Source organism: Oceanobacillus chungangensis (assembly GCF_003369565.1).
GTDB lineage: Bacteria > Bacillota > Bacilli > Bacillales > Amphibacillaceae > Oceanobacillus > Oceanobacillus chungangensis.
Genome location: NZ_PIOD01000020.1, coordinates 102714 through 127631, shown reverse-complemented (window position 1 = coordinate 127631; position 24918 = coordinate 102714). Strand labels below are relative to the sequence as shown.

General features: G+C 37.0%; 24 protein-coding genes. 11 read left to right on the top strand and 13 right to left on the bottom strand.

Annotated elements, in window-relative coordinates; genetic code table 11:
* Positions 1-562: 562 nt before the first annotated feature.
* Together CWR45_RS15475 and hflX are read right to left on the bottom strand one after the other, a co-directional pair.
* The gene (locus tag CWR45_RS15475; protein WP_115750765.1) at positions 563-1462 is read right to left on the bottom strand and encodes a macrolide 2'-phosphotransferase; all 900 of its coding nucleotides are present in this window, start codon (positions 1460-1462) and stop codon (positions 563-565) included.
* Positions 1462-2742: a GTPase HflX gene (gene hflX / locus CWR45_RS15470; protein WP_115750764.1), complete on the bottom strand. Its 1281-nt coding sequence runs from the start codon at positions 2740-2742 to the stop codon at positions 1462-1464. Before hflX ends, CWR45_RS15475 begins: the two co-directional genes overlap by 1 nt.
* 618 nt (positions 2743-3360) lie before the next feature.
* Between hflX and CWR45_RS15465 the strand changes: the two genes are divergently transcribed.
* The 3 genes from CWR45_RS15465 (at position 3361) to CWR45_RS15455 (ending at position 4864) form a co-directional block, all read left to right on the top strand.
* A complete protein-coding gene (locus CWR45_RS15465) occupies positions 3361-3819 on the top strand; it encodes a LytTR family DNA-binding domain-containing protein (protein WP_115750763.1) in 459 nt (152 codons plus the stop codon).
* The gene (locus CWR45_RS15460) at positions 3816-4217 is read left to right on the top strand and encodes a DUF3021 domain-containing protein (protein ID WP_115750762.1); all 402 of its coding nucleotides are present in this window, start codon (positions 3816-3818) and stop codon (positions 4215-4217) included. Before CWR45_RS15465 ends, CWR45_RS15460 begins: the two co-directional genes overlap by 4 nt.
* A 110-nt stretch (positions 4218-4327) precedes the next feature.
* Entirely contained in the window at positions 4328-4864 is a 537-nt protein-coding gene (locus CWR45_RS15455; protein WP_115750761.1) for a hypothetical protein, read from the top strand.
* Positions 4865-4886: 22 nt separating this feature from the next.
* Here CWR45_RS15455 and CWR45_RS15450 read toward each other — a convergent pair whose 3' ends face one another.
* Together CWR45_RS15450 and CWR45_RS15445 are read right to left on the bottom strand one after the other, a co-directional pair.
* A complete protein-coding gene (locus tag CWR45_RS15450; RefSeq protein ID WP_115750760.1) occupies positions 4887-5711 on the bottom strand; it encodes an ABC transporter ATP-binding protein in 825 nt (274 codons plus the stop codon).
* A gap of 175 nt (positions 5712-5886) precedes the next feature.
* The gene (locus tag CWR45_RS15445; RefSeq protein WP_115750759.1) at positions 5887-6855 is read right to left on the bottom strand and encodes an ABC transporter substrate-binding protein; all 969 of its coding nucleotides are present in this window, start codon (positions 6853-6855) and stop codon (positions 5887-5889) included.
* A gap of 111 nt (positions 6856-6966) precedes the next feature.
* Here CWR45_RS15445 and CWR45_RS15440 point away from each other — a divergent pair, with 111 nt between their 5' ends.
* From CWR45_RS15440 to CWR45_RS15425, 4 genes are all read left to right on the top strand, one after another.
* Positions 6967-7983 (top strand): FecCD family ABC transporter permease, encoded by a 1017-nt coding sequence (locus CWR45_RS15440; RefSeq protein ID WP_115750758.1) that lies wholly within the window; start codon positions 6967-6969, stop codon positions 7981-7983.
* Complete coding sequence (locus CWR45_RS15435) at positions 7980-9002, top strand: FecCD family ABC transporter permease (protein WP_115750757.1); 1023 nt, start codon at positions 7980-7982, stop codon at positions 9000-9002. Before CWR45_RS15440 ends, CWR45_RS15435 begins: the two co-directional genes overlap by 4 nt.
* Positions 9003-9014: 12 nt before the next feature.
* Entirely contained in the window at positions 9015-10028 is a 1014-nt protein-coding gene (locus tag CWR45_RS15430) for an NAD(P)/FAD-dependent oxidoreductase (protein WP_170138881.1), read from the top strand.
* Between the two features lie 274 nt (positions 10029-10302).
* Positions 10303-10866, top strand: coding sequence for a hypothetical protein (locus tag CWR45_RS15425; RefSeq protein WP_115750756.1), 564 nt, complete (start codon positions 10303-10305; stop codon positions 10864-10866).
* Between the two features lie 150 nt (positions 10867-11016).
* Here the strand turns inward: CWR45_RS15425 and CWR45_RS15420 are convergent, their stop codons facing one another.
* The 8 genes from CWR45_RS15420 to CWR45_RS15385 all read right to left on the bottom strand — a co-directional run bounded on the left by CWR45_RS15420 (position 11017) and on the right by CWR45_RS15385 (position 19224).
* Entirely contained in the window at positions 11017-11955 is a 939-nt protein-coding gene (locus CWR45_RS15420) for a ring-cleaving dioxygenase (protein ID WP_115750755.1), read from the bottom strand.
* A gap of 365 nt (positions 11956-12320) precedes the next feature.
* The gene (locus tag CWR45_RS15415) at positions 12321-12941 is read right to left on the bottom strand and encodes a nitroreductase family protein (RefSeq protein ID WP_115750754.1); all 621 of its coding nucleotides are present in this window, start codon (positions 12939-12941) and stop codon (positions 12321-12323) included.
* Positions 12942-13317: 376 nt separating this feature from the next.
* Positions 13318-14016 (bottom strand): undecaprenyl pyrophosphate synthase, encoded by a 699-nt coding sequence (locus tag CWR45_RS15410; RefSeq protein ID WP_115750753.1) that lies wholly within the window; start codon positions 14014-14016, stop codon positions 13318-13320.
* An 18-nt stretch (positions 14017-14034) separates the two neighbouring features.
* Entirely contained in the window at positions 14035-15516 is a 1482-nt protein-coding gene (locus CWR45_RS15405; RefSeq protein ID WP_115750752.1) for a DUF4153 domain-containing protein, read from the bottom strand.
* Positions 15517-15710: 194 nt separating this feature from the next.
* Complete coding sequence (locus tag CWR45_RS15400) at positions 15711-16370, bottom strand: HAAS signaling domain-containing protein (RefSeq protein WP_115750751.1); 660 nt, start codon at positions 16368-16370, stop codon at positions 15711-15713.
* On the bottom strand, positions 16367-16699 hold the full coding sequence (locus CWR45_RS15395; RefSeq protein ID WP_115750750.1) for a PadR family transcriptional regulator: 333 nt from the start codon (positions 16697-16699) through the stop codon (positions 16367-16369). Before CWR45_RS15395 ends, CWR45_RS15400 begins: the two co-directional genes overlap by 4 nt.
* A 249-nt stretch (positions 16700-16948) precedes the next feature.
* A complete protein-coding gene (locus tag CWR45_RS15390) occupies positions 16949-18184 on the bottom strand; it encodes an MFS transporter (protein WP_211315976.1) in 1236 nt (411 codons plus the stop codon).
* Positions 18181-19224, bottom strand: a complete 1044-nt coding sequence (locus CWR45_RS15385; RefSeq protein ID WP_115750749.1) for an ArsR/SmtB family transcription factor — start codon at positions 19222-19224, stop codon at positions 18181-18183. Before CWR45_RS15385 ends, CWR45_RS15390 begins: the two co-directional genes overlap by 4 nt.
* A 969-nt stretch (positions 19225-20193) precedes the next feature.
* On the opposite strand from CWR45_RS15385, the gene CWR45_RS15380 reads away from it, so the two are divergent.
* From CWR45_RS15380 to CWR45_RS15370, 4 genes are all read left to right on the top strand, one after another.
* Entirely contained in the window at positions 20194-21762 is a 1569-nt protein-coding gene (locus CWR45_RS15380; RefSeq protein ID WP_115750748.1) for a Vga family ABC-F type ribosomal protection protein, read from the top strand.
* A gap of 16 nt (positions 21763-21778) precedes the next feature.
* Entirely contained in the window at positions 21779-21901 is a 123-nt protein-coding gene (locus CWR45_RS20355) for a hypothetical protein (protein WP_281271866.1), read from the top strand.
* A 114-nt stretch (positions 21902-22015) separates the two neighbouring features.
* On the top strand, positions 22016-22747 hold the full coding sequence (locus tag CWR45_RS15375) for an ABC transporter ATP-binding protein (RefSeq protein WP_115750747.1): 732 nt from the start codon (positions 22016-22018) through the stop codon (positions 22745-22747).
* The gene (locus CWR45_RS15370) at positions 22744-23499 is read left to right on the top strand and encodes an ABC transporter permease (protein WP_115750746.1); all 756 of its coding nucleotides are present in this window, start codon (positions 22744-22746) and stop codon (positions 23497-23499) included. The genes CWR45_RS15375 and CWR45_RS15370 overlap by 4 nt, the downstream gene beginning before the upstream one ends.
* A gap of 156 nt (positions 23500-23655) precedes the next feature.
* Here the strand turns inward: CWR45_RS15370 and CWR45_RS15365 are convergent, their stop codons facing one another.
* Positions 23656-24849, bottom strand: a complete 1194-nt coding sequence (locus CWR45_RS15365) for an amidohydrolase (protein ID WP_115750745.1) — start codon at positions 24847-24849, stop codon at positions 23656-23658.
* Between the last annotated feature and the right edge of the window lie 69 nt (positions 24850-24918).

Genomic DNA, 24918 nt, shown 5'->3' with positions numbered 1-24918 from the left:
CAATAAAGTGTTTGAAATGAAATTGACACCAATCAACTTCATATAATGTCTTAGCTTTAAGAAGTGTTACCTTCTTGTTTTTTGAAAAGAAACCAAGTTTCTTTTCGTTGACATACTGGTTGTTTTGTTCAGTTTTCAAAGAGCAAATGTTAAGTTACTTATCAAAACAGCAACTTTATTAATATATCATAAATCAATTCTTGTTGTCAACAACTTTTTTCTTGAACATTTCTTGTTGTTTTTGCGACAACTTTTATATCATATCATCCAGATAATTAAAAGTCAATAACTTTTTTATTGTTTAATTTTCTTACTATACTCTAGAAAGATACTGTTATCGGTCTGAATAACCAACCCTTTTTTAACAGCAAAATTCATATTACGCTCTTCGTGGTAATATGTCAATAACTTTTTCTACTATCCTGATATTTTATTGTATATTCCCCCATTAATACGTGTGAATCCCTTCTTTCTATACATATTCAATCCTCCAATTACTATTTAGTGAGAGAAAAAATACTTCTCTCACAAAACAGATTCCCTTGCCATTAGATACTAGCTACTACTTTACACCAAGTGCCTCCTTCGCCATTTCTTCCATATCAGGCAATCCAGACTTTATCGCAAATTCAGCGATGCCAATAGGATATGCTGCTTGCAACTCTACAATATGATCAAACATAGAAGACCAAACATAGCCTCCCGACTTTTCGTAAGATGTAATTAATTTTTTTAATGAATCCTCGCCAAAGGCCATTAGATGAGATACAAAATCATGAGCCACATCGTCAACACGGGCTTCTGTCCAGTCAATAAACCCCGTTACATGTTGCTCTTCATCGATTAAAATATGACCAGGATGCAAATCGCCGTGAATGAATGCTGTACGTTTCGGCCAAATGGAATCATTTCCAGTCCATTTTTGCCAGCGTTCCCAGAGCTTGTCACTCACACCAAACCTAGCCCTTACATTTCCCATTCTATCAACCATCGTTTTTCTTATTTCCTGCGGTGTTAAGACCGTTAATCCTGCTTGCTTCGCTTCACTATGATCGATTGCATGCAGTTCTGCCATGGCACGACCTAATGTTTCATAGTAGTTCTTTGGTACATTTTTTTCATCGATTTCCCATATATATGCCTTGGCTGCTGGATCAATTGTACCAGCTGGGATTCCACTTAACAGTTTATAGGCGATTAATTCATCTGAAAAAACAATCCAATTTGGCGCTTCAATTTTTAGGATTGGTTCTACTATATCGAGAATTAATTTCTCTTTTTTAGCTGTAGGTATAACATCAACACGTCTCGGAAATCTTAATACCCAGTTTACTCCTTCAGGATCCGTTGCAAAAACAACTTGGAAATCCAATCCGGATTCATTGAATCTCAATGAACCCTCCACTACATCTATTCCATGCCTCTTTGCTATTTCAATAATACTCGCCTTGTTTAATGTCATTATTCTTCTTCCTTCCTATATATATGTGTAATATATTTCCGGAATTTTTCTGCATCTGCTTTTTTACATTCAACTATCAATTTTGTTCCTTCTGATGCAAAATCCTCCTCCAAAACATTCGCATGTTCATTAAAATAGGATACGACTTGGCCCTCATTATATGGAATAAGTAATTCGCATCGGGCATAATCATTAAAAATATGTTGCTTGATTTGTTCCATTAATGCGTCCATACCCTGTCTATTCTTCGCGGAGACATAAACCTTATCGCCATCCACCAAAGGATATTCTTCTTCCAGTAAGTCCACTTTATTATATACATGGATTACTGGGATACCTTCTATGCCAATCTCTCCTAATATTTCATTCGTGAGCTGCCGCTGCTCCTGATGATGCGGATTGGAAACATCAATCACATGAATTAGTAAATCCGCTTCTGCAACTTCTTCTAAAGTAGAACGGAAAGCCTTGACGAGATGATGTGGCAGCTTATTAATAAATCCTACCGTGTCCGTTAGTAAAAAGCTTTGATTCGTTGCTAGCGTTACACTTCTAACAGATGTCTCTAGCGTCGCAAATAGCATATTCTTTTCAAATACATGTTTATCCTTTTCCCCATTATAGGATTCTAACACTGCATTCATCATCGTTGACTTGCCTGCGTTCGTATAGCCAACGAGGGAAACAACAGAGATTTCATTCTTTTCCCGCTTCCGCCTTTGCATTTTCCTTTGGCCTACTAAATGCTCTAATTCCCTGCTTAACTTTGCAATTTGTTCTTCAATCTTTCGACGATCCATCTCTAATTTCGTTTCACCAGCACCGCGGTTATTCAGCCCTGATCCACCACCTTGGCGCCCTAACGATTCACGACTACCAATTAATCTTGGAAGCCGGTATCTTAATTGCGCAATCTCAACTTGTAATTTTGATTCTCTTGTCTTAGCACGCTTGGCAAAAATTTCAAGTATTAGCGTTGTGCGGTCAACAACTTCACAGTCTGGTATGACGGACTCTAAATTTCGAATTTGTGATGGAGATAACTCGTCATCAAAAATGATTGTATCTGCTCCAGTTTCTTCAACCATTTCCTGGAGCTCTTCTATTTTTCCTGAACCAATATAATGCGCTTGGTTAATCCGATTTAGGTTCTGCGTTACACTCCCAACCGATTTAATATTACAAGCAATGGCTAAATTTTCTAATTCCTCCATTGAGTATTGAAAATCATGCTCCTGTTTATTTAAATTAACACCAACTAATATTGCTTTGTTTTCCATAACTTTCCCCCCATTTTCATTAGAAAACTAAGGTTTAACCAAGCCTTTCGGTGACAACCTTAGTTGCACTTATGTAGTAAGAAAGTTTTTATACTTTCTTAACTACCATATAAAAAAACACAGACCTCTGCCTGTGTTCACGTAAACAAGAAAGCCTAATATACCCAATGATGAATGTATATCAAAATATGCCATCACATCATGTGATTGGCTCACCTTCGTTCCCTAATTTTTTAGACAATAAAAAAGAAGGTAGACTACTCCCCTTCTTTTTAAACATCACGTATTTAAAAGGTTTCCTAATAAAAGGCAGACTAATCCCGTTTACTCTGCAACACAAACAGAGCCTTTGAACGTATTCAGTTAACGTTCTTCAAAGTTTGTAAACGAAGTCTGATAGATGCCATTAGGAAAACCTCCATTTCATTAAAGTTAGGTTAAGCTTACCATAACTTTAATACGCTTTCAACAGCAATTCATCCAGTAACCTTTATTTTATATACGCATAAATGCAAGTTACCACTCTTTTTCTACCTCTCCCCTAATATGAAAAGACAGAATAGTAAAAAACAAATACAATAGCATTACAGAAACAATAAACGAAGGAGGGGTGCTTATATGAAAATATCACTTGATATTAATAATGACTACGAAGAAACAACTGTAATGATTCAGTGCAAGGAAATCGATGAGTCGATTCAGGAAATTCTCGATTTTTTCAAAGGGAGGGAACAAGAATTTTTTGTCGGTAAAGATGGGGATATGCAGCATATTCTTAAACCAGCAGAAATTCATTATTTTTATACCAAAGAGGAAAACGTAATTGCAGTCACATCGAATGGAGAATTTACAATGAAAGAGAAACTTTATGAGCTGGAAGAAGCACTCTTATCCAGAAGGTTTATCCGGCTTTCCAAATCAGTAATCGCAAACCTTTATGAACTTAGTCGATTCGAAGCCTCATTTAATGGTACTCTTTGCGTATATTTTAAATCTGGAGTAAAGGAATATGTCTCGAGGCACTATGTACCAACTATTAAAGAAGCATTAAAAATGAAACGGAGGAATAATGTATGAAAACCTTTCTATTTAGAAGTTTATTCGGTACCTTTTTTGGCGCTTTTGTAGCAGTTGTTACTACGATTTCTATTATTTACTTTGGTAGTATTGAGCAGTTAGACAGTGAAATGTTTCTAAGGAATTCACTAGGTTCCATCTTTTGCGGCTGGTTTTTCTCAGTATCACCACTTTATTTTGAAATAGATTCGCTAAAACTCCCCACTCAAACTGCATTGCACTTTATTACAGTGACAATTTGCTACTTTGTTTTATCGTTAGGAATTGGCTGGATTCCATTTAGCTTTCCAACCATTCTATTAATACTCGGATTGTTCCTGATTATGTATTCAATTATTTGGTTGTGCTTCTATCTTTATTTTAAAAATGAAGCCAAAAAGCTGAACGCTGAAATTTAACATTCACAAGGGATTTTCTCTTTTCCTAAATAAATATTAGCTGAAGAAAATCAGGCTTTTAATGTTAGTTATTGAAGTACTGAACTAAGAATTAATGAGGAGGAATATTATTGGAATATATTAGAGATTATGCGATGTATACAGCCATCTTTGGAATGTTTAGTATGTGCTGGTTTGGCTGGGCTCAGGAAAATCCAAGGAAAAGCTGGCGGAAGTATCTTGGGATTGCTTCCGGTATTGCCCTCGTCGTTAGTATCATTGGCATTTATTTCAGTGTGACCCATTGGCATAGTCATTCTGCCTTAGCAGATTCAACCGCATACAAAAATTATTTAATTTTCTTGTTTCTCGAATTCTCTTTAGCAGGAATTGGCGCCTTGTTCTTAATTAAATTTAAACGCAGTAATTTTGTTGCCCCATGGATTGCTTTTATTGTAGGCATTCATTTCATCTGGTTGAAGGGCATTTTCCAAGACGCTAGTTTATATATATTAGCAGCACTTCTTATTGGGATCTCATTTATTTCTTTACCGCTATCGAAAAAGTTACAAGTCCCTAATAGTGCGATTACGGGGCCCCTTGCTGGTACAGCGCTATTCTGCTTTGCAGTTATTGGGTTGATCCGCTTCTTATTAATTCAGCCTTAGGCTAAGCGCCTAGGGCTTCAGGTCACGAAATGATTGTTTCCTTCCCAACTTCTCGGAGTACACAACGCCCCTTACCATGCGGTATGCACATTGGTGTACCGAACATTGGGTCACATGCTACACTGCATTTCATTTGAAAGACATTATGTACGAGTTCGCTTGTAATAACTTCTTCTGGCTTCCCTTGTGCAAATACCTTCTTATCCTTAATCGCAATCATATAATTTGCATATCGGCTTGCAAGATTCAAATCATGCAGTACCATAACAATTGTCCGTCCGTCTTTTTCATTCAAGTCGAATAATAAATCTAAAACATCAATTTGATGGGTCAAATCCAAATAGGTCGTTGGCTCATCTAATAAAATGATATCAGTTTGCTGTGCTAGCGTTAATGCTATCCAAGCACGCTGCCGCTGACCACCAGATAATGAATCAACAGTTCGATCCTTTAGATCAATCATGTTCGTTGATTCTAGAGCCAGAAGGACAGCATCTTCATCCTCTTTTGACCATTGCTTCAGGAAACTACGGTACGGATGTCTCCCTTGTTTCACAAGTTCATAAACGGTTAATCCATCCGGAGCAACTGGACTTTGCGGCAGGACGGCTAAATTCTTCGCCACATCCTTCGTTTTCAGCTTCGCAATTTCCTTGCCATTCAATATAACTGTTCCACTCTTCGGCTGGAGCAAACGAGCCAATGCACGAAGTAATGTTGATTTTCCACAGCCATTTGGACCGATTAAAACCGTTATTTCGCCTTTAGGTATTTCTATATTGATATCATCTATAATTATTTTATCGCCAAAATTTAACGTTAAATCATTCGCTGTTAATGCTTGCATTGGAACCACTCCTCCATCATAGCATACAGAAACACATATCCATGTATATGCTTTCAATCCTAACATCACGTTACCTTTAGTCTATTTCCTTTATTAAGATAAGTCAATGATAATAAGTCTCATTTAGAATAAAAAATGCTGTCCACCAAAAAGGAAAGACAGCATTTCTTTTATTTTATTTCTTTAATGTATCTAACACAGCATCAATAGTTTTCGTTGATGCTGTTAACCCCTTATTTGTCCAACTGCTTGCATCTTCAAGCATATACACTTGATCATTTTGTGCCGCTGGTATACTTTGCCATACTGTACTATTCTCTAATGTTTCAATTCCTTCTTCGCCTTCAGCTGCTAATAGGAAGACATGATCTGCATCAAGCTCAGACAGTTTCTCCAGTGATATCGGGTTCCATTCCGGAGTAGCCTCACCTAATTCCTCAATAAAGGAAGGATAATGCAAACCAACTTCTGAATAGAGAGCATCTGCACTATGACGATCTTTCTCAAATACGAAGAATTTACCGCCAATTACCCAAATTGCCGCAATTGTTTCATCACCAATCGCTTCTTCTAATTGCTTCCCTGCATCTGCCACTAAATCTTCATATCCACTTAAGGCTTGTTCTGCCTCTATTTCCATCCCTAGTAATTGACCAAATACTTCGATCTGTTTGCGCCAATCTCCAGTTGTTTCCTCCGTCATAACATAAGTTGGAGCAATTTTACTATAATCCTCGTATGCACCTTCGTAGTTTTCCATATTATTCTCTAGAATAATTAAATCTGGTTCATGACTAAGAACTTGCTCTAATGGCAAAGTCCATTCAAGCTTCGGTACATCTTGCAGCTTATCTTCTAGATGAAATTGCAAACTTTCACCAATCGCCCATTTAGCAACAGGAGTAACCCCAAGTGCTAATAATGCATCTTCATGAAACGGCGCAATAATTCGTTCAGCACCTAATGGAATCGTAACTTCTCCCATTTCTGAATCAAGCGTTACTTCCGTTTTTTCTTCACTTCCTCCATCATCCTTTGATTCGGAATCCGTTGCGCTGTCATTATTACCACAGGCAGCTAAAAGCAGGACAATAAAAATCATTATACTAAAAAAAAGAAATTCTTTTTTGCGATTTGTATTCATTATAATATCCCCTTTATGATATAATTAATTTTAATTATATGATAATGATAATCATTTTCATTAGATACGTCAATATTATTTTTCAGACAGATTATTAAATAGGAGATACTTATGCAAGCACTTATTAATCACTCCAAACTATTGAAGACAATTATTAATTTAATAGCGTTTATAACCCTTATCGGTTCGATAGGCTTATCTGTTTCTTACGGTTCAACGAAAGTACCGATTGAAACGGTATGGCAGGCTGTTTTTCACTTTCAGCCTGATATTTCAGCACATCAAGTAATCCAAGAATTGCGGCTGCCACGAGCAATTACTGCTGCTCTCATTGGAGCATTTCTTGCGGTTTCAGGGGCAATTATGCAAGGAATGACTCGAAATCCACTCGCATCCCCTTCAATAATGGGGGTTACTGATGGAGCTGCATTTGCACTCGTCATTACTTTGGCTTTCTACCCTAGTGTATCGAATTTAGGTGGGACATTCGCTTCCTTTATTGGGGCGGGAATTGCCGTTTCAATTATATTCATTATCGGAACACTGTCTTCGGGAGGCTTGACTCCAGTTAAATTGGCTCTAGCCGGCGTCGCAATAGGTGCATTGCTTCGTTCTATCTCATCCGTCATTTCCTTACATTTTCAATTGGAAAAAGAAATGGGATTTTGGATGGCCGGTGGACTTGATGGTGCGAATTGGAATGCAATAAAAATACTCATCTTTTCAGGAATCATTGGAATGCTAATTGCTTTATTCATCTCAAAATCAATTACAGTACTTAGTTTAGGGGAAGAAATGGCAACTGGCTTAGGACAAAACAATACCTTAATAAAAATTCTTGGGATTGTCTCTGTCCTTATATTAACAGGAGTCTCTGTTTCAATTGCTGGTGCAGTCGGTTTTATCGGTTTGATCATCCCGCATATTACTCGGTTTATTATGGGAAAAGACTATCGATGGATTATTCCTTCCTCTGCAATCTTTGGTGCACTGCTACTAGTATTGGCTGATCTAGTATCAAGGTTAGTTAATGCACCATTTGAAACACCAGTTGGAGCGATTACTTCACTCATTGGTGTTCCATTTTTCCTCTACCTAGCACGAAATAGTGGAGGTGGAAGTAAATGAGCACAGTAAAGATTAGAAAACGGAAACAATTTATTTTGACGATGGTAACGCTGATCCTTCTTATCATTGTAATGTTTTTCATTAGTTTAAGTACAGGTGTAATCCAGATTACGCCAATGGAAGTAATCAATACACTATTACATAACGGAACAGAACAGCAGGCACTCATATTGTTTGACTTTCGTTTACCAGGAATCGTGTTAGCATTATTCATCGGTGCTATGTTAGCTGTTTCTGGCACCATTCTGCAAGGGGTAACACAAAATGATCTTGCTGATCCTGGAATTTTAGGTATCAATACTGGTGCGGGACTAGCTGTTGTCTTATATATCTACTTTTTCCAAGATATGCTGACTTTATCAGGACCGCAATCGATTTTCCTTATGCCGTTTGCTGCATTACTCGGGGCACTCTTTGCCGCTGGACTCATTTATTTATTGGCTTGGAGAAGCGGGGTAAATCCAATTCGACTAGTTTTGGTAGGGATAGGTGTCAATGCAGGATTCAGTGCTATTCTCACGATATTACAATTAAGAATGGATCCCCAAAATTATCGTCAAGTAACTGTATGGCTTGCAGGGGATATATGGAATGCAAATTGGAATTTCGTACTTGCACTATTGCCTTGGGCACTTTTACTAATTCCGATTGCTATTTATAAAGCAAAGGCATTGGACGTTTTCAATCTTGGCGATGAAGTAGCTGCTGGACTCGGAATTAATGTAGAAAAGGAACGAGGTTTACTACTACTAATTGCTGTTGCATTAGCAGGGGCTGCCGTTGCAGCGGGTGGAGCAATTGCTTTCTTAGGATTGGTCGTTCCACATATAGCAAGAAAGCTGATAGGTCCATTACATCAGATGATTATCCCAATATCAACCTTGATTGGCGCAGTGCTTCTGATGATTGCTGATACAATTGGCAAGAATATTTTAGCTCCATCAGAAATCCCAGTTGGTATTGTTGTTTCAATATTAAGTGCACCATATTTTATTTATTTATTAATGAAAGTAAAATGAGGAGGGTTTTTTATGATGCGGCAACCAGATGTTTACGACATTACGATTATAGGCGGAGGTCCTGTCGGGCTATTCACTGCATTCTATAGTGGCATGAGGGAAATGAAAACGAAGATTATTGAATTCCTGCCGTATCTTGGTGGAAAGGTTCCCTATTTCTATCCCGAAAAGGTTATTAGAGATATCGGTGGAATCCCAGCAATTTCTGGAGAAAAATTAACTGTGGATCTGATTGAACAAGCAATGACCTTTGATCCTACCATCGTATTGAATGAACAGGTCATGTATATGGAAAGACTGGAGGATGGCACCTTTCAATTAACGAGTAATAATGGAGCAAAGCATTATACGAAAACGATCGTGCTTGCAACTGGCTTTGGATCATTGAAATCCGTTAAGCTTGACCTTGCCAATGCAGTTGATTTCGAAGAGAAAAGCCTGCATTATTCAATAAAAAAGCTAGAAAGCTATCGGAATAAAAACGTGCTTATCTCTGGCGGCGGAAATTCAGCTGTTGATTGGGCAAATGAACTCGAACCAATTGCGAAAAGAGTTACATTAATCTATCGCAAATCAGCATTTACTGGAATTGAGAGTAATGTTAGTAAAATGATGAATTCAACGGTAGAAGTGCTAAATCCATATGAGTTGCTTAAGCTTAATGGAGAGAATGGACAACTATCCAGTGCAGTTGTGAAGCAAGTAGATAGGGCTGATACAAAAGTAATTGAAGTTGATAATGTTATTGTCAATCACGGCTTTGAAATTAACCTCGGACCAATTACGGAATGGAGGATGAACATAGAGAATGGCACCATACTTGTGGATCAAACAATGTCCACTTCTATTCCTGGAATATTCGCCATAGGCGATGTAGCAAACTATCCGAATAAGCTTGCCTTAATTGCAGGTGGATTTAATGAAGGGCCAATCGCAGTTAACAGTGCCAAGCAGCTAGTTTCGCCTCAAGAACCTTTGAACCATCTATTCTCAACACACTATGAACCATTAACTTCAAGAAATTAACATAAAATGCCTTGTGGAAGAATTTAGTCCACAAGGCATTTATTTACGCTAAAAACATGCGAAAGCCTTAATATCTTTTACCTTACAAGAAATGGAGAAGCAATAAAATTTCTACGTTGACGTCCACTACAACATGTCAGGAAGCAATAAGCTATGAACCTCCAAAATACGTCTCGAGACCTACAAACAACTATTTCTCAAGCTGGTTATCTCCTATTAACATATTCATTAATATAGATGTAAAGAAAATAATGAATTTAAAGGAAGATAAGTAATGAATAAGAAGAAGATATATTTACTGCTAACAGATACAGGAACACTATTTACTAGAACAATAAAGCTTTTTACAAAAAAGCCATACAATCATGCATCCATCGCTTTCGATTCCAAGTTATTAGAAACATATAGCTTTGGCAGAAAAAAACCCGGCAATCCGTTTATTGGAGGATTTGTCAAAGAAAGTGTTCACACTGGATTATTTGAACATGCAAGAGGCGCCATCTTTAGCTGTAACGTTACAGAGGAGCAAATGGAGAAATTAAAGCAATTCATGCAACAGATAGAATCACAAAAGCATTGCTATAAATACAACTTCATAGGGTTATTTGCATTGTTATTAAATAAGCCAATCACCAGAGGAAATGCCTTCTTTTGTTCAGAATTTGTTGCGACTGCGCTTCATGAGTCTAGTATTCTTCACTTTTCAAAGCCTTTATCTTTAATCACTCCTCACGATTTGCAGCAGGATGATCGATTTGAATTAATATATGAAGGGCCTTTGACTAATTTACGCGTAGAACCATTAAGAAGTACAGCTTCTAGATTTGGCATCGTATAATGAATTACCGTATGGGTTGAACTACTTCCTGATAATAATCAAAGACCGCTCCTTTAAAATCACCTTTATGTCATCATTAAAAATAAAGGCCTCCATGCATTGAACATGGAAGCCTTCATTTTGCTTCTCTTTCTTATATGTTTCATTTAATTACTCTTTTACTCTTTTAACCTCAATCGGTGGTAGTGCTGCTTCGAATTCTTCCCTTTTTGATTCAAACCAACTCGGTAGCATTAGCTCTGCTCCTAATTCGTTTGGTGCTTCATCTACGGAAAAACCCGGGGGATCTGTAGCGATTTCAAATAAAATGCCGCCCATTTCATGGAAGTAAAGTGCTTTGAAATAATTACGTTCTTTAATTTCCGTTGGCTGAAGCTTATTTGTTTCCAGTAACTTATGCCATTTTTGGAGTTCGTCTTCATCTTTTGCTCTCCATGCAATGTGATGAACCGTTCCTGCACCCGCAAGCCCTCGTACAGATGGAGATAACTTAATGTCAATCATATTACCTAATAATTCCTGGGCTCTGAAACGTAAGTAATCTCCCTCTTGATTTACAAAATCCATACCAAATATATTCTCTAATACATCAGCTGTTTGATTTGGCTGTGCTGAAAATAAAGTTGCACCACCGAAACCACTAATCGCCTGTTCGGGTTTGATTTCTTCTGTACTCCAGCTATTTCCTGTATCAGCATCCCGTTCTACCATCTCGATTTGTAAGCCATCTGGATCCTGAAACTGAATATATTCTTCATTGAATCGAGTAGTTTCTATATATGCAATCTCATAGTTTTCTAGTCTATTTTTCCAGAAGCCACTTGAGTTTTTAGGAATGACATAACTTGTCGTTCCCACTTGCCCAGATCCAATGCGTCCTTTTGCTAACTTTGGCCATGGGAAAAACGTAATGATTGTACCTGGATCACCAGATTCGTTACCAAAATATAAATGATATACTTCTGGTCGGTCGAAATTAATCGTTTTTTTCACGAGTCGTAAGCCTAACACATTAGAATAAAAATCATAATTTACCTGTGGATTATTTACGATCGCTGTAATGTGATGTATTCCTGATGTTCTTAACATGAAATCCACTCCACTCTATTTTGGCCCTCTATTTTGAAAACTAAAGTTTAACCAAGGCTTTCGATGACAGCCTTAGGGAAAGTTCGGTTAAAAAATAGAGCGCCTGGGTCCGCGAGTACCCGCCCCACCGAAAACCTTTGGGTCTCCGATTACTCGTCCTACCAAAAACATTTGTCGCAATACCGAACTGAGTTACATCCTGTAGGCACCGCCTATGTAGTAAAGAATATTTTATATTTTCCTAACTTCTTGAACGGGTGTTAAACACTGCATAGAAATCTACATTTCCCTTTGGATGGCCCACTATCGCTGTAATATGGTGAATACCTGCTGTCTTTTTCATTTTAATCCCTCTGTATCAATTTTTAGATAAACGTAATAAATTCCTCGACCGGTTTACGATATCCTCTCGGCCTTCTGCTCTCTACTTTTTCCTTGCCAATCGTTATCATCATCACAGGCTCATATTGATCACTTATTTCTAATACCTTTTTAACTTCCTTTGAATCGAAACCTATCATCGGACAAGTATCCCAACCCTTATCCTTTGCTGCTAACATAAACATCATAGCTGATAGGGAACCATTCCGAATTGCCTCCTCATGCTGAAAGGTTTTACCTCGATTTTCATATAAGGAAGTAACATCTTCAACCTGATAGTCATACTCTTGTTTATTGATAATCCCTAACATCAATAGTCCTTCATAAATTCTTGAAGCATCTTTATATGCCAACTTATCACCTGTAACGATAATGACCGCAGAGGATGAGTGTACTTTGTATTGACCGTTTGCAGCCTTTCTTAATTTTTCTTTTATTTCTGGATCCGTTACTACAATATAATTTGCATGCTGCAGATTGAAGGCTGTTGGTCCCAGTTTTACCATTTCAAAAATCTCATTCAATTCTTTTCTAGTAATCGCATTATCCGGCAGGAAATTACTAGCCGATCTTCTCTCTTTTACTATCGTTTCAAATTCAGCCATATTATCACTCCTTAAATTGACTTATGAGAAAAATTATATTTTGTATCTGATTCATAATTCACTTTTAACACTTTAACATATCATGCAGTTTACAATTAATTAATTTATATTTAATTAAAGTATTATTAATTAAATATATTATGCCATTTAGTTTATTTTTTGTCAATAATTTTATCTTTATGTAAAATAGATAGCCTTGATTTCTTCGATTATCTTTTTTAAAATGAGGTCAAAAAAACACTAGTTATCCGATTGTTTTCGGATAGCTAGTGTTGGGGGCACTATTACTTCCCCCAGTAATAAGATACTGGGTACAATTTATTTATATTAATCTTATGTGACTTTGCCCTTAATTCTTAAGTATCCCATGCATCCTTCACTCCGCAATCGCATGGCTTGCTTCACTAGAACCGATTGCTTCCATAAGCATTTCCTTATTAAAGTCTGGGAAGTATACATCTGTAAAATATAATTCTGCATTACTCACTTGCCATAGAAGAAAATTACTTATCCGCTTTTCTCCACCTGTACGAATTAAGATTTCCGGATCTGGCAATGCCTTTGTATATAAGTAACGATCGATTAACCCTTCATTAATATTGTCCAATTCAAGGCGATCATTTTGTACATCTTCTGCCATTTGACGAACTGCTTGGAGTATATCGTTTCTACCGCCATAATTGAAGGCGATATTTACAATTAAACCCGTATTATTTTTGGTCTTATCCATTGCTTTCGTTATCGCCTTCCTAGTAGAATCGGGAATCGTAGTGATATCCCCAGATACAAGGATTTTAATATTCCTTTTCATAAATCCCGGCAGCTTCTGATTGAAAAACTTAACCGGAAGATACATTAGATAATTAACTTCCGCTTTAGGTCGGGACCAATTTTCAGAGGAAAATGCGTAAAGGGTCAATATTTTTATATCAATATCGATACAGGCATCAATCACTCTTTCCATTGCCTGAACACCTGCATAATGCCCCTCGCTTCGAGTGAGACCTTTCGCTTTCCCCCATCTTCCATTACCATCCATAATAATTGCTACATGTTCCGGAATTGTTGAAAACATCTTATCCCACCTTCCTTTTTAATTAATCTCAAGATCTAATTTCATTATTTTCCCCGTTACTTCTTGTCTAGTAAAATTAAAGGATTGCCACGTATTTTCCGACTTATTGAGTATTTCTTCTTGCCGGATTTTAAGTATCGTTCTTAACTCGGGGTAATCCGGTTCAATTTCATATAATGCTATTAATCCACCGAGCCCTGTAGAGGAAAGTGTATTTAGATAATATACATCAATTTTTCCCGTCTGCTCAAACCGATCGAGATTATTATTTACAATGACTTGTTCCACGTTCATCATATTCAGTGCTGCATAGAAAACGAGTGCGGTAATCGTATAGAAATGCAGTAAGGTCAAGCCCTCTAGCCAAACCCGTATAAAGGTATATGCAAAGATAACCAATAGATAGATCATAAAAGCATGCGCTAAGATACGTTCCAATGTAAATCCATATGCCGCTTCGTACATACTTAGTCGCTGATATGCAGAGGCCAGCATAATACCACTAACTGCAATAATCAGTGTATATAATATCTTTAATGTAAGCTTCGTTCGCCTTCCCTCTGTGTTCACCAGCTTCAAGCAGCTGATTAAGATCGTCCAGTTAATTAACGTCACAAACAAGAGCTCGAAGAATCCCCTTCTCGCATAAGATGCGTACGTAAATCCGCCAAGTAAATAATCACTGAAGAAGTATGGCAACTGGATTGTCGCAAACAATAGATAGACAGCATTTAGCATAACTAACACCGTTATTGCAGTCACAGCATCCCAGCGGATTTTCTTTCTCCCCTCTGGAAGCAAAAAATTATTCGTTGGTTTTGGTTTGGTCTTAATGTGTAATACTTGAAAAACCCCAAAAAATAATAACGTAATTAAAATAACGAGAATAAATCGGAAAATCCATTCTTGAAAACTAAGTTGAAAGACGAAATTAGGCAGCTGTAAAACCAGTTGCTCAAACACGGCATCTGCTGACATGAGCAAGACAATAACAACGAGAAGTAAAGGAATGCCAATTGCCAACCCAATAACAATTCGTTTTACAAGCTGAATTGTTGTCTCACTCATATTCTTGAAAATTCGCCGGAATAGAACTTTACAAAATACCGTACTGTACTGCACTCCTTCCTGAAGCTTCTTAGTTAACAAACGCAAAAAGCTCAACCTTTCCCATTTCAACTTTCTCGGACTCGTAATTAATACTAGATGGTAATAAACAAGTGCGGGGATAATCAAGATATTCAACCCATAGAAGAATTTAGTATCAATAAATAGAAAGCTACCTGCAAGAATCCAAACAGCAACCATAATAAGTAAACCGATTCGCCGATGATTAAAGGAAAGTCTATACCTGAGAAAAATTACAAGATAAAATCCAGTGATGAACAAAGGATATGCCAGGCCGATTTTTCCGTGAAAGAAACTAAGTTCAGCCAGTATTCCCAGCCCAAAACAAACGAGTAAAAATAACCAATCTTTCTGCTTTAATTGAATATCCACTGTATACCCTCCAATACCCAGTAAGTCTATATACATAGATAAACTATGTATATAAACAAAACGTGATGCATAAAAAAAAACTGAATTGCCTACTTCCATTAATTATTAGAAAATAGGGCTAACCATAGTTTTAGATGCTAGTCTTCGTTGAACTTATTAGTTAAGAAAGTTTCAATGCCTTCCTAACGAATAAGTTATACGGACGTTCTCCTGCCCCAGCGATATCCGATCCAGCTTATTGGATACAGGATGACAGTACAAAAAATACATATCATTATAAAACGAACACTTAAAAGTGGCTCGAACCACTCATATGGAATAAATTTAAATACAATTAAGTACATGAAGCCAATATTAGGTATTATTGAAAGTGCAAAGGTTTTTCTCAGCAGCTTATACCCACCTTGCCCGAACTCTTTACCTATTTCATAGCCTAGGAGTGCCCAAAATAGCATGTAGACAAGAATAATCAGAAATCTGGCATCCGTTAATGCTGCCCATATTTTTTCTACCCATTTCCAATCAAAGGCATTATAGCTAATTGTTAATAAAATTCCACCAATAAACATAGCAATATTAAGCAGGACAAACAGCCATTGGGTCTTTTTCGGTGTAATTGATGTTTCTTGCTTCCACATTTTCGCAAGCTCTTGCGGTGTTCCTAATCTAAGTACAAGCTCGTCATAAAGAAACTCTCCATCCAATTGCTCCTCTTGAAGCAGATCATATACATGCATCTCATATTCCAGCACGATACTATCTCTCTCTGAATGGTCGCCGATTTCTTGCTTTAATTCCTTAAAAAAACGGGAGGAAACAATGGATTTAAATACATCATCCTCAGAGGAACTCATGATTCACTGTCCCCGATTAAATTATTCATCATTTGCACATAGCGATGCCATTCCGTTGTCCTCTCAGCCAAAATGTCTTTGCCTTCCAAGGTAATTCGATAATATTTTCGTGCAGGACCCTTTTCTTGATTTTGCCAATAATGTTCAATGTATTCCTGCTTTTCCATCTTATGAAGTGCAGGATATAGTGTCCCTTCTTTCATTTGCAGACTATGACCACTACGTCGATCCATTTCTTTTACTAACTCGTAACCATACATGTCACGTTCATTTAATAATTGTAAAACGAGAAGTGATGTACTCCCCTTCACAAGTTCACGATTAAACATTTTTTCACCTACCTAGAATTATTAGGTATCTTCACTATATAAAAATAATAGTGGGATGTAAAGTAATTTTTAATTTCTTTAGCGGCAACTTTACATTGGTTGGTGTAATTAAAGATGAAGCGTGATGCTTTACCAAACTACAGTGAATGCGCTACGCTCGGATTGTGCATGCGCGAGATATCTAAACTATAAAATAACTTTTAATATTTCTAGGTATCGATCGTTGTAGGGGGAATATCATCTTATCTATTAAGACACTTCCCTGGCTGTTTTCTCATCAATAAATTTGAAATATGGTAAACACATTCCTATTAATGATACACCACTAATAATTAGGCCAATTAAGAGATATAATGGCCTTATACCCAACACTTCACTTAATATCCCACCTATAAGCACCCCAATCGGCATGGTTCCTCTTATAATTAATAAACGAACTGAGAATACTTTTCCCATGAGTTGATTTGGTACGGTTTGTTGGCAAATAGTCGTATTATGGATACTAAAAATAGCCATTACAATTCCACCAATAATTTCCGTTGTTATTGCTAAAGTAATACTTTGGGTAAAACAAAGTGCCGTGAATGTCATGCCTCCTATGAAAAGAGAACCGAGCATGAGAAATCTACGGCTATTATATTTTATTTTTGAAGCCAGTGTGGCTCCTGCTATGTATCCAATGGGAAAGCCCGCCATAAAATACCCATATTCAGTATAAGTACCTTCTAAGTTTTCCGTAATATATGGTAGTGTTGTTACCATAGTCACTCCTACTCCGAATTGAACAAATGCTAGAAAGATCCCTAACCATACAATTATTCGTTGCGTAAAGAAAAAAGAAATTCCTTCCTTAAACTCGGACAACCACGTTTTTCTAACTTTCAGTTGATGCTTCTGTTCCTGAATATAAAGTAAAGTAAAACCACTTATAATAAAAAACAAACTTACAAGTATTAGAGTAAACGGAACACCAATATACTCAATTACAATTCCAGCTAGGATTGGTGATAAAAAGGTCATTAAACGGACAGTTCCATCAATATATGCATTCGCTGACTGTAATTGTTCTTTTGTTACAATCGTCGGTATAATTGCATGATTTGCAGGTACATACAAAGGAGTAATTAATCCAATGATCCCTTGAACAGCATAAATATGCCAAACCTCAAGCTGGCCTGTTATTAAGGCGGCTAGAGGGATTAAAAATATTATTGCTCTTGTCCATTGTGAGAGGATCATTATCCACTTTCTGCTCCAACGGTCAATAAATGGACCGATAAACAGCTGAAGAATTAGGGATGGAATAAAATACAAAAGCCACATACTTCCTAATGCTAAAGCGGAACCTGTAAGTTGGTATATTAGAATAGAATTACAAAATGTTCCAAAGGCACCACCTAATTCGGATATTCCATTTCCTAACCAAGTTGAAACTAACGAACGATTTTTGAATATGGATGAATTTATCAGCTCTCCTCTTTTCATTGCTTTATATACTGGTCTAATTCCTTGAAAAGTAGTTCTAATACATTGGTTTTAAGGGAATATTTAGATCCGTCCATCTCAACGATTTTAGCTGCACGTAATATTTTTAAGTGATGATGAATTGTCGTTTTACCCATATTTAGCTGTTCTGTAAGATTTTGTAACGAATGTTCATTTTCCGATAATAATTTTACTATTCGAAGCCTAACTTCATCTCCTAATGCCTTATGCTTTTGTATCAAGAAATTGTTTGGCATATACTTGTCATTTGGTGAAAGACTATTGTTTGCTACTGGATAGTAAAATACTTTTGTCTCTTCAAGATCTGCTTCAATATTCCACGGACGATAGACATACTGCGGAATAAGTAAAACTTTATGAACACTTGGTTCAGGTAGGTAGTTGATTCCCCCAGTTGCCCATTGAACAAGTTCTTCAGGAGACATTTTTCCTTTCATTTGATTTTTGGCTTGATAATCGGTTTGTAAAATTTGTTGAGTCTGTTCTAAATTGGGAGTAATTACTGATTCGTACCATCCTGTCATAACTTCAATAAGATGAGACTTAAGCTTATTTGCATCCGTTTTACTAATGAATTCGATGTACTGAGGAAAAAAGGAATGTTCACTAGTTATACTTTTCAGCTCTAAAATAGCCTTCTCTTCTCCAAGAGCAGCACTTTCTCTTAAATGTTGAAATTTATCCCCTATAAAAGGTAGACAAATGTACTTAAAATCAGATTCTCGCAACAATTTGACACTTGAATAGAACGCATTCATATTATTACTTTCAATTTGGTGAAGTAATTGTAATAGTGCTTTCCAAGTATTGTTCTTCTCAACATAATCCAAATGCTTTAAGAGGTTTGTTGATAGGGTTCCTTTAAGTTCTTCCCAATAAGCTGCTGGTCTTTCTAATGTATTAATTATTCGGGAATTTGTCACAGCAGCAATTCCAAGAGCGCATTCCCATAGCGGAGAATAATCTAACTGAACATCATACGTTTCTCTTTTTCTACTTGTCGCATGTATTATTTCCATAAAATCACCTCTTAGAGTATTTTTACAGGTTGAAATCATTATAAATGAAACGGATAATATATTCAATAAACGTTGAATGAATTATCCGATAATTGTTGAATAATTTTATTAATAAATGTTTTATTCCCTAGCTTGTTTTTGTAAAAGAGGTTTATTATCAATACATAAGGGTAAACACTAAATACAAGGCGAACTACCATTGAAATGAATGATGTGAACAACTTGTAGTGATGATGTACAACTTGATTACAAATGATTTTCAATGAGGAGAAATGCACAGCCTTGACGGAAAATTTACTTTTAAGCTTTTAGTAGTTTGCTCGTCTGAAATCTGATTCAATAGATTTCGTTCACGTAGCAAGGTAAAAGGACGGTAAGTAGTTTTTTGTGAAAGTGCAAATGGATGCTGACTGAAAATCAGGGATGATTGGAAGCTGGATGGCTTCATATGCCCTCTACTGTATCGTAAACAGTCAGACTGGCCAGACTGCATTGACGAGCTTCGTAAGTGATCGTCGGTTACAATAGTTTGGAAATGAAGAATATTGAAATTGGAAAAGAACAATAAATTTTCCGTGTGCACCCTGCAATAGGGGTAAAAGGCATGATCCCGGTGGGGAGCATGCCTTTTTACTATCTCTTCTAAGGTACAGTAGACAATGGACTCGATCATCATATATAATATTAGTAATCGAAAACGGAAGGGTGAACCAAGAGAACATGAAATACTAATCCTATTTTTTTGAAAACATTCAGTCGGAAGACATTTTTAAGAAAACAGAAGCTAATTCTGTCTTTTTAAAGTTGTCATAAAGTGAATTTTTTCAGAATAGGATTGGTGATTTCCTTGGTTTACAGACGGGATGTATCTCTATATCCCTATCAATCTGTACCCATTTATGCCTCCTATTCTGAAAATGGATAGGAGGCATTTTTGTCTCCAACAAAGAAGGAAATGGGGATGAGCGTATGACATTATACGAAATAAACAACTTGAAATATTACGTTAAGGATCGGCTGTTATTCGATATCGAGCATATCCAAATTGAAGATCAGGATCGTATCGGTTTAGTTGGAAGAAACGGGAGCGGCAAAACGACGTTATTGGAAATTCTTGCTGGAACAAGGGAAATTAGCGAGGGAACAATCCATTCCCAAGCAACTAAAGAGCTTCTTCCACAATTAAAGAATACAAATACAACACAGAGTGGTGGAGAAGTAACTCAAGTTTATATCAACCGCTCGATTGCCAGGAGAACGGACATTTTACTTGCAGATGAACCGACAACTAACTTAGACACTGAGCATATAGAGAAATTAGAGAAGCAACTTGCCAGATGGCAGGGTGCGTTAATTATCGTCTCTCATGACCGTACATTTTTAGATTCCCTTTGCACTGCGATTTGGGAGTTAGACAATGAAACGGTGACAGAATATAAAGGCAATTATTCTGATTATATTGCACAGAAAGAATTGGCAATCAAAAGTCAGGAAAATGCCTATGAGCAATATGTAAATATAAAGAGGCAATTGGAGAATGCACTACAGTTAAAGGAACAAAAAGCGCAACGAGCAACTAAGAAACCAAAAAATGTGAGCGCATCTGAAGCAAGTATTACTGGTGCAAGGCCATATTTTGCAAAAAAGCAAAAGAAATTGAATCAGGCGGCGAAGGCTATTGAGACCCGAATCGATAAGTTAGAAGCAATAGAAAAAGTAAAAGAAGCCCCGCCTATAAAAATGGTCTTGCCGAACGAGGATAACTTTAAAGGTCGGATTGTTTTACGTGCAGAAAATCTTACCGGCAAAATTGAAGGCAGCATACTTTGGAAACCGACTAGTTTCCATATTAAAGGCGGCGACAAGATTGGAATCATCGGTAAAAATGGCGTGGGAAAATCAACACTTATTAAAAAAATTATTCATAATGAAGTTGGTATTTCTATTTCCCCTGCAATGAAAGCAGGTTATTTCAGCCAAAACTTAGACATACTGGATCTTAATAAGTCTATATTAGAGAATGTCAGTTTGACATCGAAGCAGGATGAAACGTTAATACGTACGGTTTTAGCTAGACTTCACTTTTATCGTGAGGATGTTTATAAAAAAGTAGAGGTCCTAAGTGGTGGAGAACGAGTAAAAGTAGCCTTCGCTAAATTATTTGTACGCGATATTAATACATTGATTTTGGATGAGCCAACGAATTTTTTGGATATTGAGGCCGTCGAAGCACTAGAGGATCTTCTCGCCAATTATCAAGGAACCATTCTCCTTGTCTCTCATGATCGCCGTTTCATTGCGACGATTGCCAATCGGATTCTGTCGATTGAAGATCAAGAAATAAAGATTTTTGAAGGAACATATGAAGCATATAAAAACTATGTTCCAAAAGAAGAACCTGATGCCACTGAAGAAGAGCTACTACGAATTGAAACGAGAATTACTGAAGTTTTAAGCAAGCTCAGCTTCGAACCATCAGCCGAATTAGACGAAGAATTCCAACAGCTACTAGCAAAGAAGAAGAAATTAAAGAAATAAGGAGTGGGGGGTGCCTATGTTCACTCCCCAAAGTTTGTCGAATATCGGCGTGGAACCGGGAGATATCGGCGTGTTTTCATATTATATCGGCGTGAATATGAAATATATCGGCGTATTTCCAAATATATCGGTATTTTAATAAATACTAGCTCCATTCTCACTCAAAACCCCGCTTAATCTTTCACGCAATCTCTTAACTTTGTTACAATTTAGCTACTATTGATTACAAACATGAACTGGAGGAAGAAATTAGATGAAAGAATCCTACAAGGCTGCTATCCAGTTTGAGCATGTCAATTATTCGGATGGCAGCACATCAATTTTAAAAAATATTACGGGATTTTTCCCGAAAGGAAAAATTACGACATTAGTCGGCCCTTCTGGCGCAGGGAAAACGACATTATTTCGATTATGCAATCGACTTATTTCTCCTAGCTCAGGAGAAATTCAGATTGTCGGGGAGAAAATCGATCAATATAATCCGATAGAATTACGTCAAAATGTCGGACTTGCACTCCAAAGTGCAACAATGATTCGCGGTACAGTCATGAAAAATCTTGCACTGCCGTTAACCTTGAAAGGAAGCAAACTCTCAGAAGAAGATGCGACGGAATTAATGCAGGATGTCGGACTAAGTGAAGCATTTTTAACTCGTAATGTGAAGGACTTATCTGGCGGCCAGCGTCAGAAGGTCTCGATTGCCCGCACGCTCGTAAATAAGCCGAAAATTTTATTACTTGATGAAATTACATCGTCACTTGACCGCGTATCCCAGCAGGACATTGAGGAGCTAATTGTTAGAATCAATGAGAAATATGGAACAACTATTATTTGGATAACCCATAACTTAACGCAGGCTGTAACGATTGGCGAATATTCTTGGGTAATGATAGACGGTGAAGTTATTGAATCTGGAGAAAGTTCATTTCTAAATAATCCTAAAAATGACAGGGTTAAACAATTCATTAAGGGGGATTTAGTATGACATTTCTTACGTTGTCTCTAGCTTTAGTTTTTGTTTTAATTCCAATTGTTTTATCAAAGGCATTTAATCTGGAACTAGAAAAGGATACAGTTATTGCAACCGTTCGATCGATAATTCAGCTGCTTATCGTCGGTTATATCCTGCAGTTCGTATTTCATTCCGAGAATATTATCTATACCATTTTAATGATTGCATTAATGATTGGAGCCGCAACACAAAACGCACGTAAAAAAGGGGCTTCAATTAAAGGTATCACTTGGAAGCTAATTGTGACGTTTATTTTTGTTGAGATTATAACACAAGGTATCTTACTCGGCTTCCATATTACACCAGCCGAACCACAATACATTATTCCAATTAGCGGGATGATGATTGGAAATTCGATGGTACTTTCAATTCTATTCCTTAATCGATTTACTGCAGAGATAGATGCCCATCAAAATGAAATTGAGCTTATCTTGTCACTTGGTGGAACGCCGAAGCAAGCAATTCATTCACAATTAATTGCTTCGATCAAGGCAAGCACGATTCCGACTATTGAAAGTCAGAAAACCATTGGACTTGTCCAGCTCCCGGGTATGATGAGTGGGCAAATTATCGCAGGTGCGGATCCTGTTCAAGCAGTTCAATTCCAATTACTCATTCTCTTCCTGCTTTTAACATCTGTGGTCGTAACAAGTGTATTACTTGGATTCCTTTCTTATCCAACTTTATTTAATAAACAAATGCAATTATTGAAAGTGGAAGCGTGAGAAAGTGCAGCAAATGGACCGTTTAACAAAGAAAGCTGCTATATCACTCAGAGATTTGTTTTATCAGTCCAAAGCATATTCTAAAACAGATAACCAAAGCTTCAATTATCGGTTGACCTATAAAAAAACCGGGCCATAATCGGCTCGGTTTTTTATTTATGCATTTTCGTTTTCAAAAAAACTACATACAACATTTCCAACTGCTTTAGCGGATACAAGGATTGCATCTTCATCAATATCAAATTTAGGATGGTGATTGAAGAAAGGTTCCTTGACGCCTTTTGGTGTACATCCGATGAAGAAATAGCATCCTTTTATTTTCTTCAAATAATATGCAAAGTCTTCAGATGGAGATAGCTTTGGAAATTCTACTACTTCTTTCATATCTTGATCCTTAGAATCGTTCAATGCTTTAGCAACAAATGCAGTTACATCTGGGTCATTATACAATGGAGGATAATCGGCAACATACGTTAATTCACACGTCACACCAAATAATTCTTCAATTCCTTTTACAATTCGGTGGAATTCTTTGTCGATGACCTCTTTCGCATCATCGTCAGAATAACGAATGTCTCCTTCTAATTCAATACTATCTTTTATTACATTAAAGCTTCCCTTACCATCAAAGGAACCAACTGTTACAACGCCGGTCTTCATGGGGTCTAGTCTTCTGCTAATAACCGTCTGTACTGCCGTAACAAAATAAGCACCTGCAACAATCGAATCATTCGCTTTATGTGGAGAAGATCCATGTCCACCTGTTCCATTAATCTTCAATTTAAAATATGACCTGCCATTAAAGGTATATCCACTATGGTAGCCAACAGTACCTGCTGGTGCAAGTGGTAGGATGTGAATACCGAAGATTCGGTCAAGATCATCTAAGACACCTGACTCAAGAATACTTTTTGCTCCACCTGGTGGTTGTTCTTCCGCATGTTGGTGAATAATTTTAATCGTACCATGGATTTGATCTTTTAATTGAATTAGGCAATCTGCTAGTACTAACATGTACGCTGTATGTGCATCATGACCACAAGCATGCATAATCCCTTCATTTTTCGATTTAAAAGGAACATCGGCTTCTTCTGTTATTGGCAATGCATCGAAGTCTGCTCTTAAACCAATCGTTTTACCAGGTTTTCCGCCTCTAATAGTGACAATAATGCCATAGCCATTTCCTACATTGCGCTCAATTTCTACATCTTTTCCTTGATAAAAATCAGCAATATAGTTCGCCGTATTCTCTTCTTTAAAGGACAATTCTGGGTGTTCATGTAAATATCGACGAATTTCAATCATTTCATCTTTGCGATCTTCTAACATCTTCATCAATTCTTGTCTCATCATAAATCCTCCTCTAAATTTACTCAAAGGGCTAATCCTTAGCTCTTAGTAACCAGTCTTAGATGCATT

Excerpts from the sequence above, each read along its gene's own strand:
- CWR45_RS15415 (WP_115750754.1), bottom strand. The coding sequence starts at position 12,941 with ATGGCTGAATTTGAAACGATAGTAAAAGAGAGAAGATCGGCTAGTAAT.
- CWR45_RS15375 (WP_115750747.1), top strand. The coding sequence starts at position 22,016 with ATGAAAGAATCCTACAAGGCTGCTATCCAGTTTGAGCATGTCAATTAT.
- CWR45_RS15380 (WP_115750748.1), top strand. The coding sequence starts at position 20,194 with ATGACATTATACGAAATAAACAACTTGAAATATTACGTTAAGGATCGG.
- CWR45_RS15445 (WP_115750759.1), bottom strand. The coding sequence starts at position 6,855 with ATGAATACAAATCGCAAAAAAGAATTTCTTTTTTTTAGTATAATGATT.
- CWR45_RS15400 (WP_115750751.1), bottom strand. The coding sequence starts at position 16,370 with ATGAGTTCCTCTGAGGATGATGTATTTAAATCCATTGTTTCCTCCCGT.
- CWR45_RS20355 (WP_281271866.1), top strand. The coding sequence starts at position 21,779 with ATGTTCACTCCCCAAAGTTTGTCGAATATCGGCGTGGAACCGGGAGAT.
- CWR45_RS15440 (WP_115750758.1), top strand. The coding sequence starts at position 6,967 with ATGCAAGCACTTATTAATCACTCCAAACTATTGAAGACAATTATTAAT.
- CWR45_RS15410 (WP_115750753.1), bottom strand. The coding sequence starts at position 14,016 with ATGTTTTCAACAATTCCGGAACATGTAGCAATTATTATGGATGGTAAT.
- CWR45_RS15390 (WP_211315976.1), bottom strand. The coding sequence starts at position 18,184 with ATGAAAAGAGGAGAGCTGATAAATTCATCCATATTCAAAAATCGTTCG.
- CWR45_RS15460 (WP_115750762.1), top strand. The coding sequence starts at position 3,816 with ATGAAAACCTTTCTATTTAGAAGTTTATTCGGTACCTTTTTTGGCGCT.
- CWR45_RS15430 (WP_170138881.1), top strand. The coding sequence starts at position 9,015 with ATGATGCGGCAACCAGATGTTTACGACATTACGATTATAGGCGGAGGT.
- CWR45_RS15395 (WP_115750750.1), bottom strand. The coding sequence starts at position 16,699 with ATGTTTAATCGTGAACTTGTGAAGGGGAGTACATCACTTCTCGTTTTA.
- CWR45_RS15450 (WP_115750760.1), bottom strand. The coding sequence starts at position 5,711 with ATGCAAGCATTAACAGCGAATGATTTAACGTTAAATTTTGGCGATAAA.
- CWR45_RS15365 (WP_115750745.1), bottom strand. The coding sequence starts at position 24,849 with ATGAGACAAGAATTGATGAAGATGTTAGAAGATCGCAAAGATGAAATG.
- hflX (WP_115750764.1), bottom strand. The coding sequence starts at position 2,742 with ATGGAAAACAAAGCAATATTAGTTGGTGTTAATTTAAATAAACAGGAG.
- CWR45_RS15425 (WP_115750756.1), top strand. The coding sequence starts at position 10,303 with ATGAATAAGAAGAAGATATATTTACTGCTAACAGATACAGGAACACTA.
- CWR45_RS15420 (WP_115750755.1), bottom strand. The coding sequence starts at position 11,955 with ATGTTAAGAACATCAGGAATACATCACATTACAGCGATCGTAAATAAT.
- CWR45_RS15385 (WP_115750749.1), bottom strand. The coding sequence starts at position 19,224 with ATGGAAATAATACATGCGACAAGTAGAAAAAGAGAAACGTATGATGTT.
- CWR45_RS15475 (WP_115750765.1), bottom strand. The coding sequence starts at position 1,462 with ATGACATTAAACAAGGCGAGTATTATTGAAATAGCAAAGAGGCATGGA.
- CWR45_RS15435 (WP_115750757.1), top strand. The coding sequence starts at position 7,980 with ATGAGCACAGTAAAGATTAGAAAACGGAAACAATTTATTTTGACGATG.
- CWR45_RS15465 (WP_115750763.1), top strand. The coding sequence starts at position 3,361 with ATGAAAATATCACTTGATATTAATAATGACTACGAAGAAACAACTGTA.
- CWR45_RS15370 (WP_115750746.1), top strand. The coding sequence starts at position 22,744 with ATGACATTTCTTACGTTGTCTCTAGCTTTAGTTTTTGTTTTAATTCCA.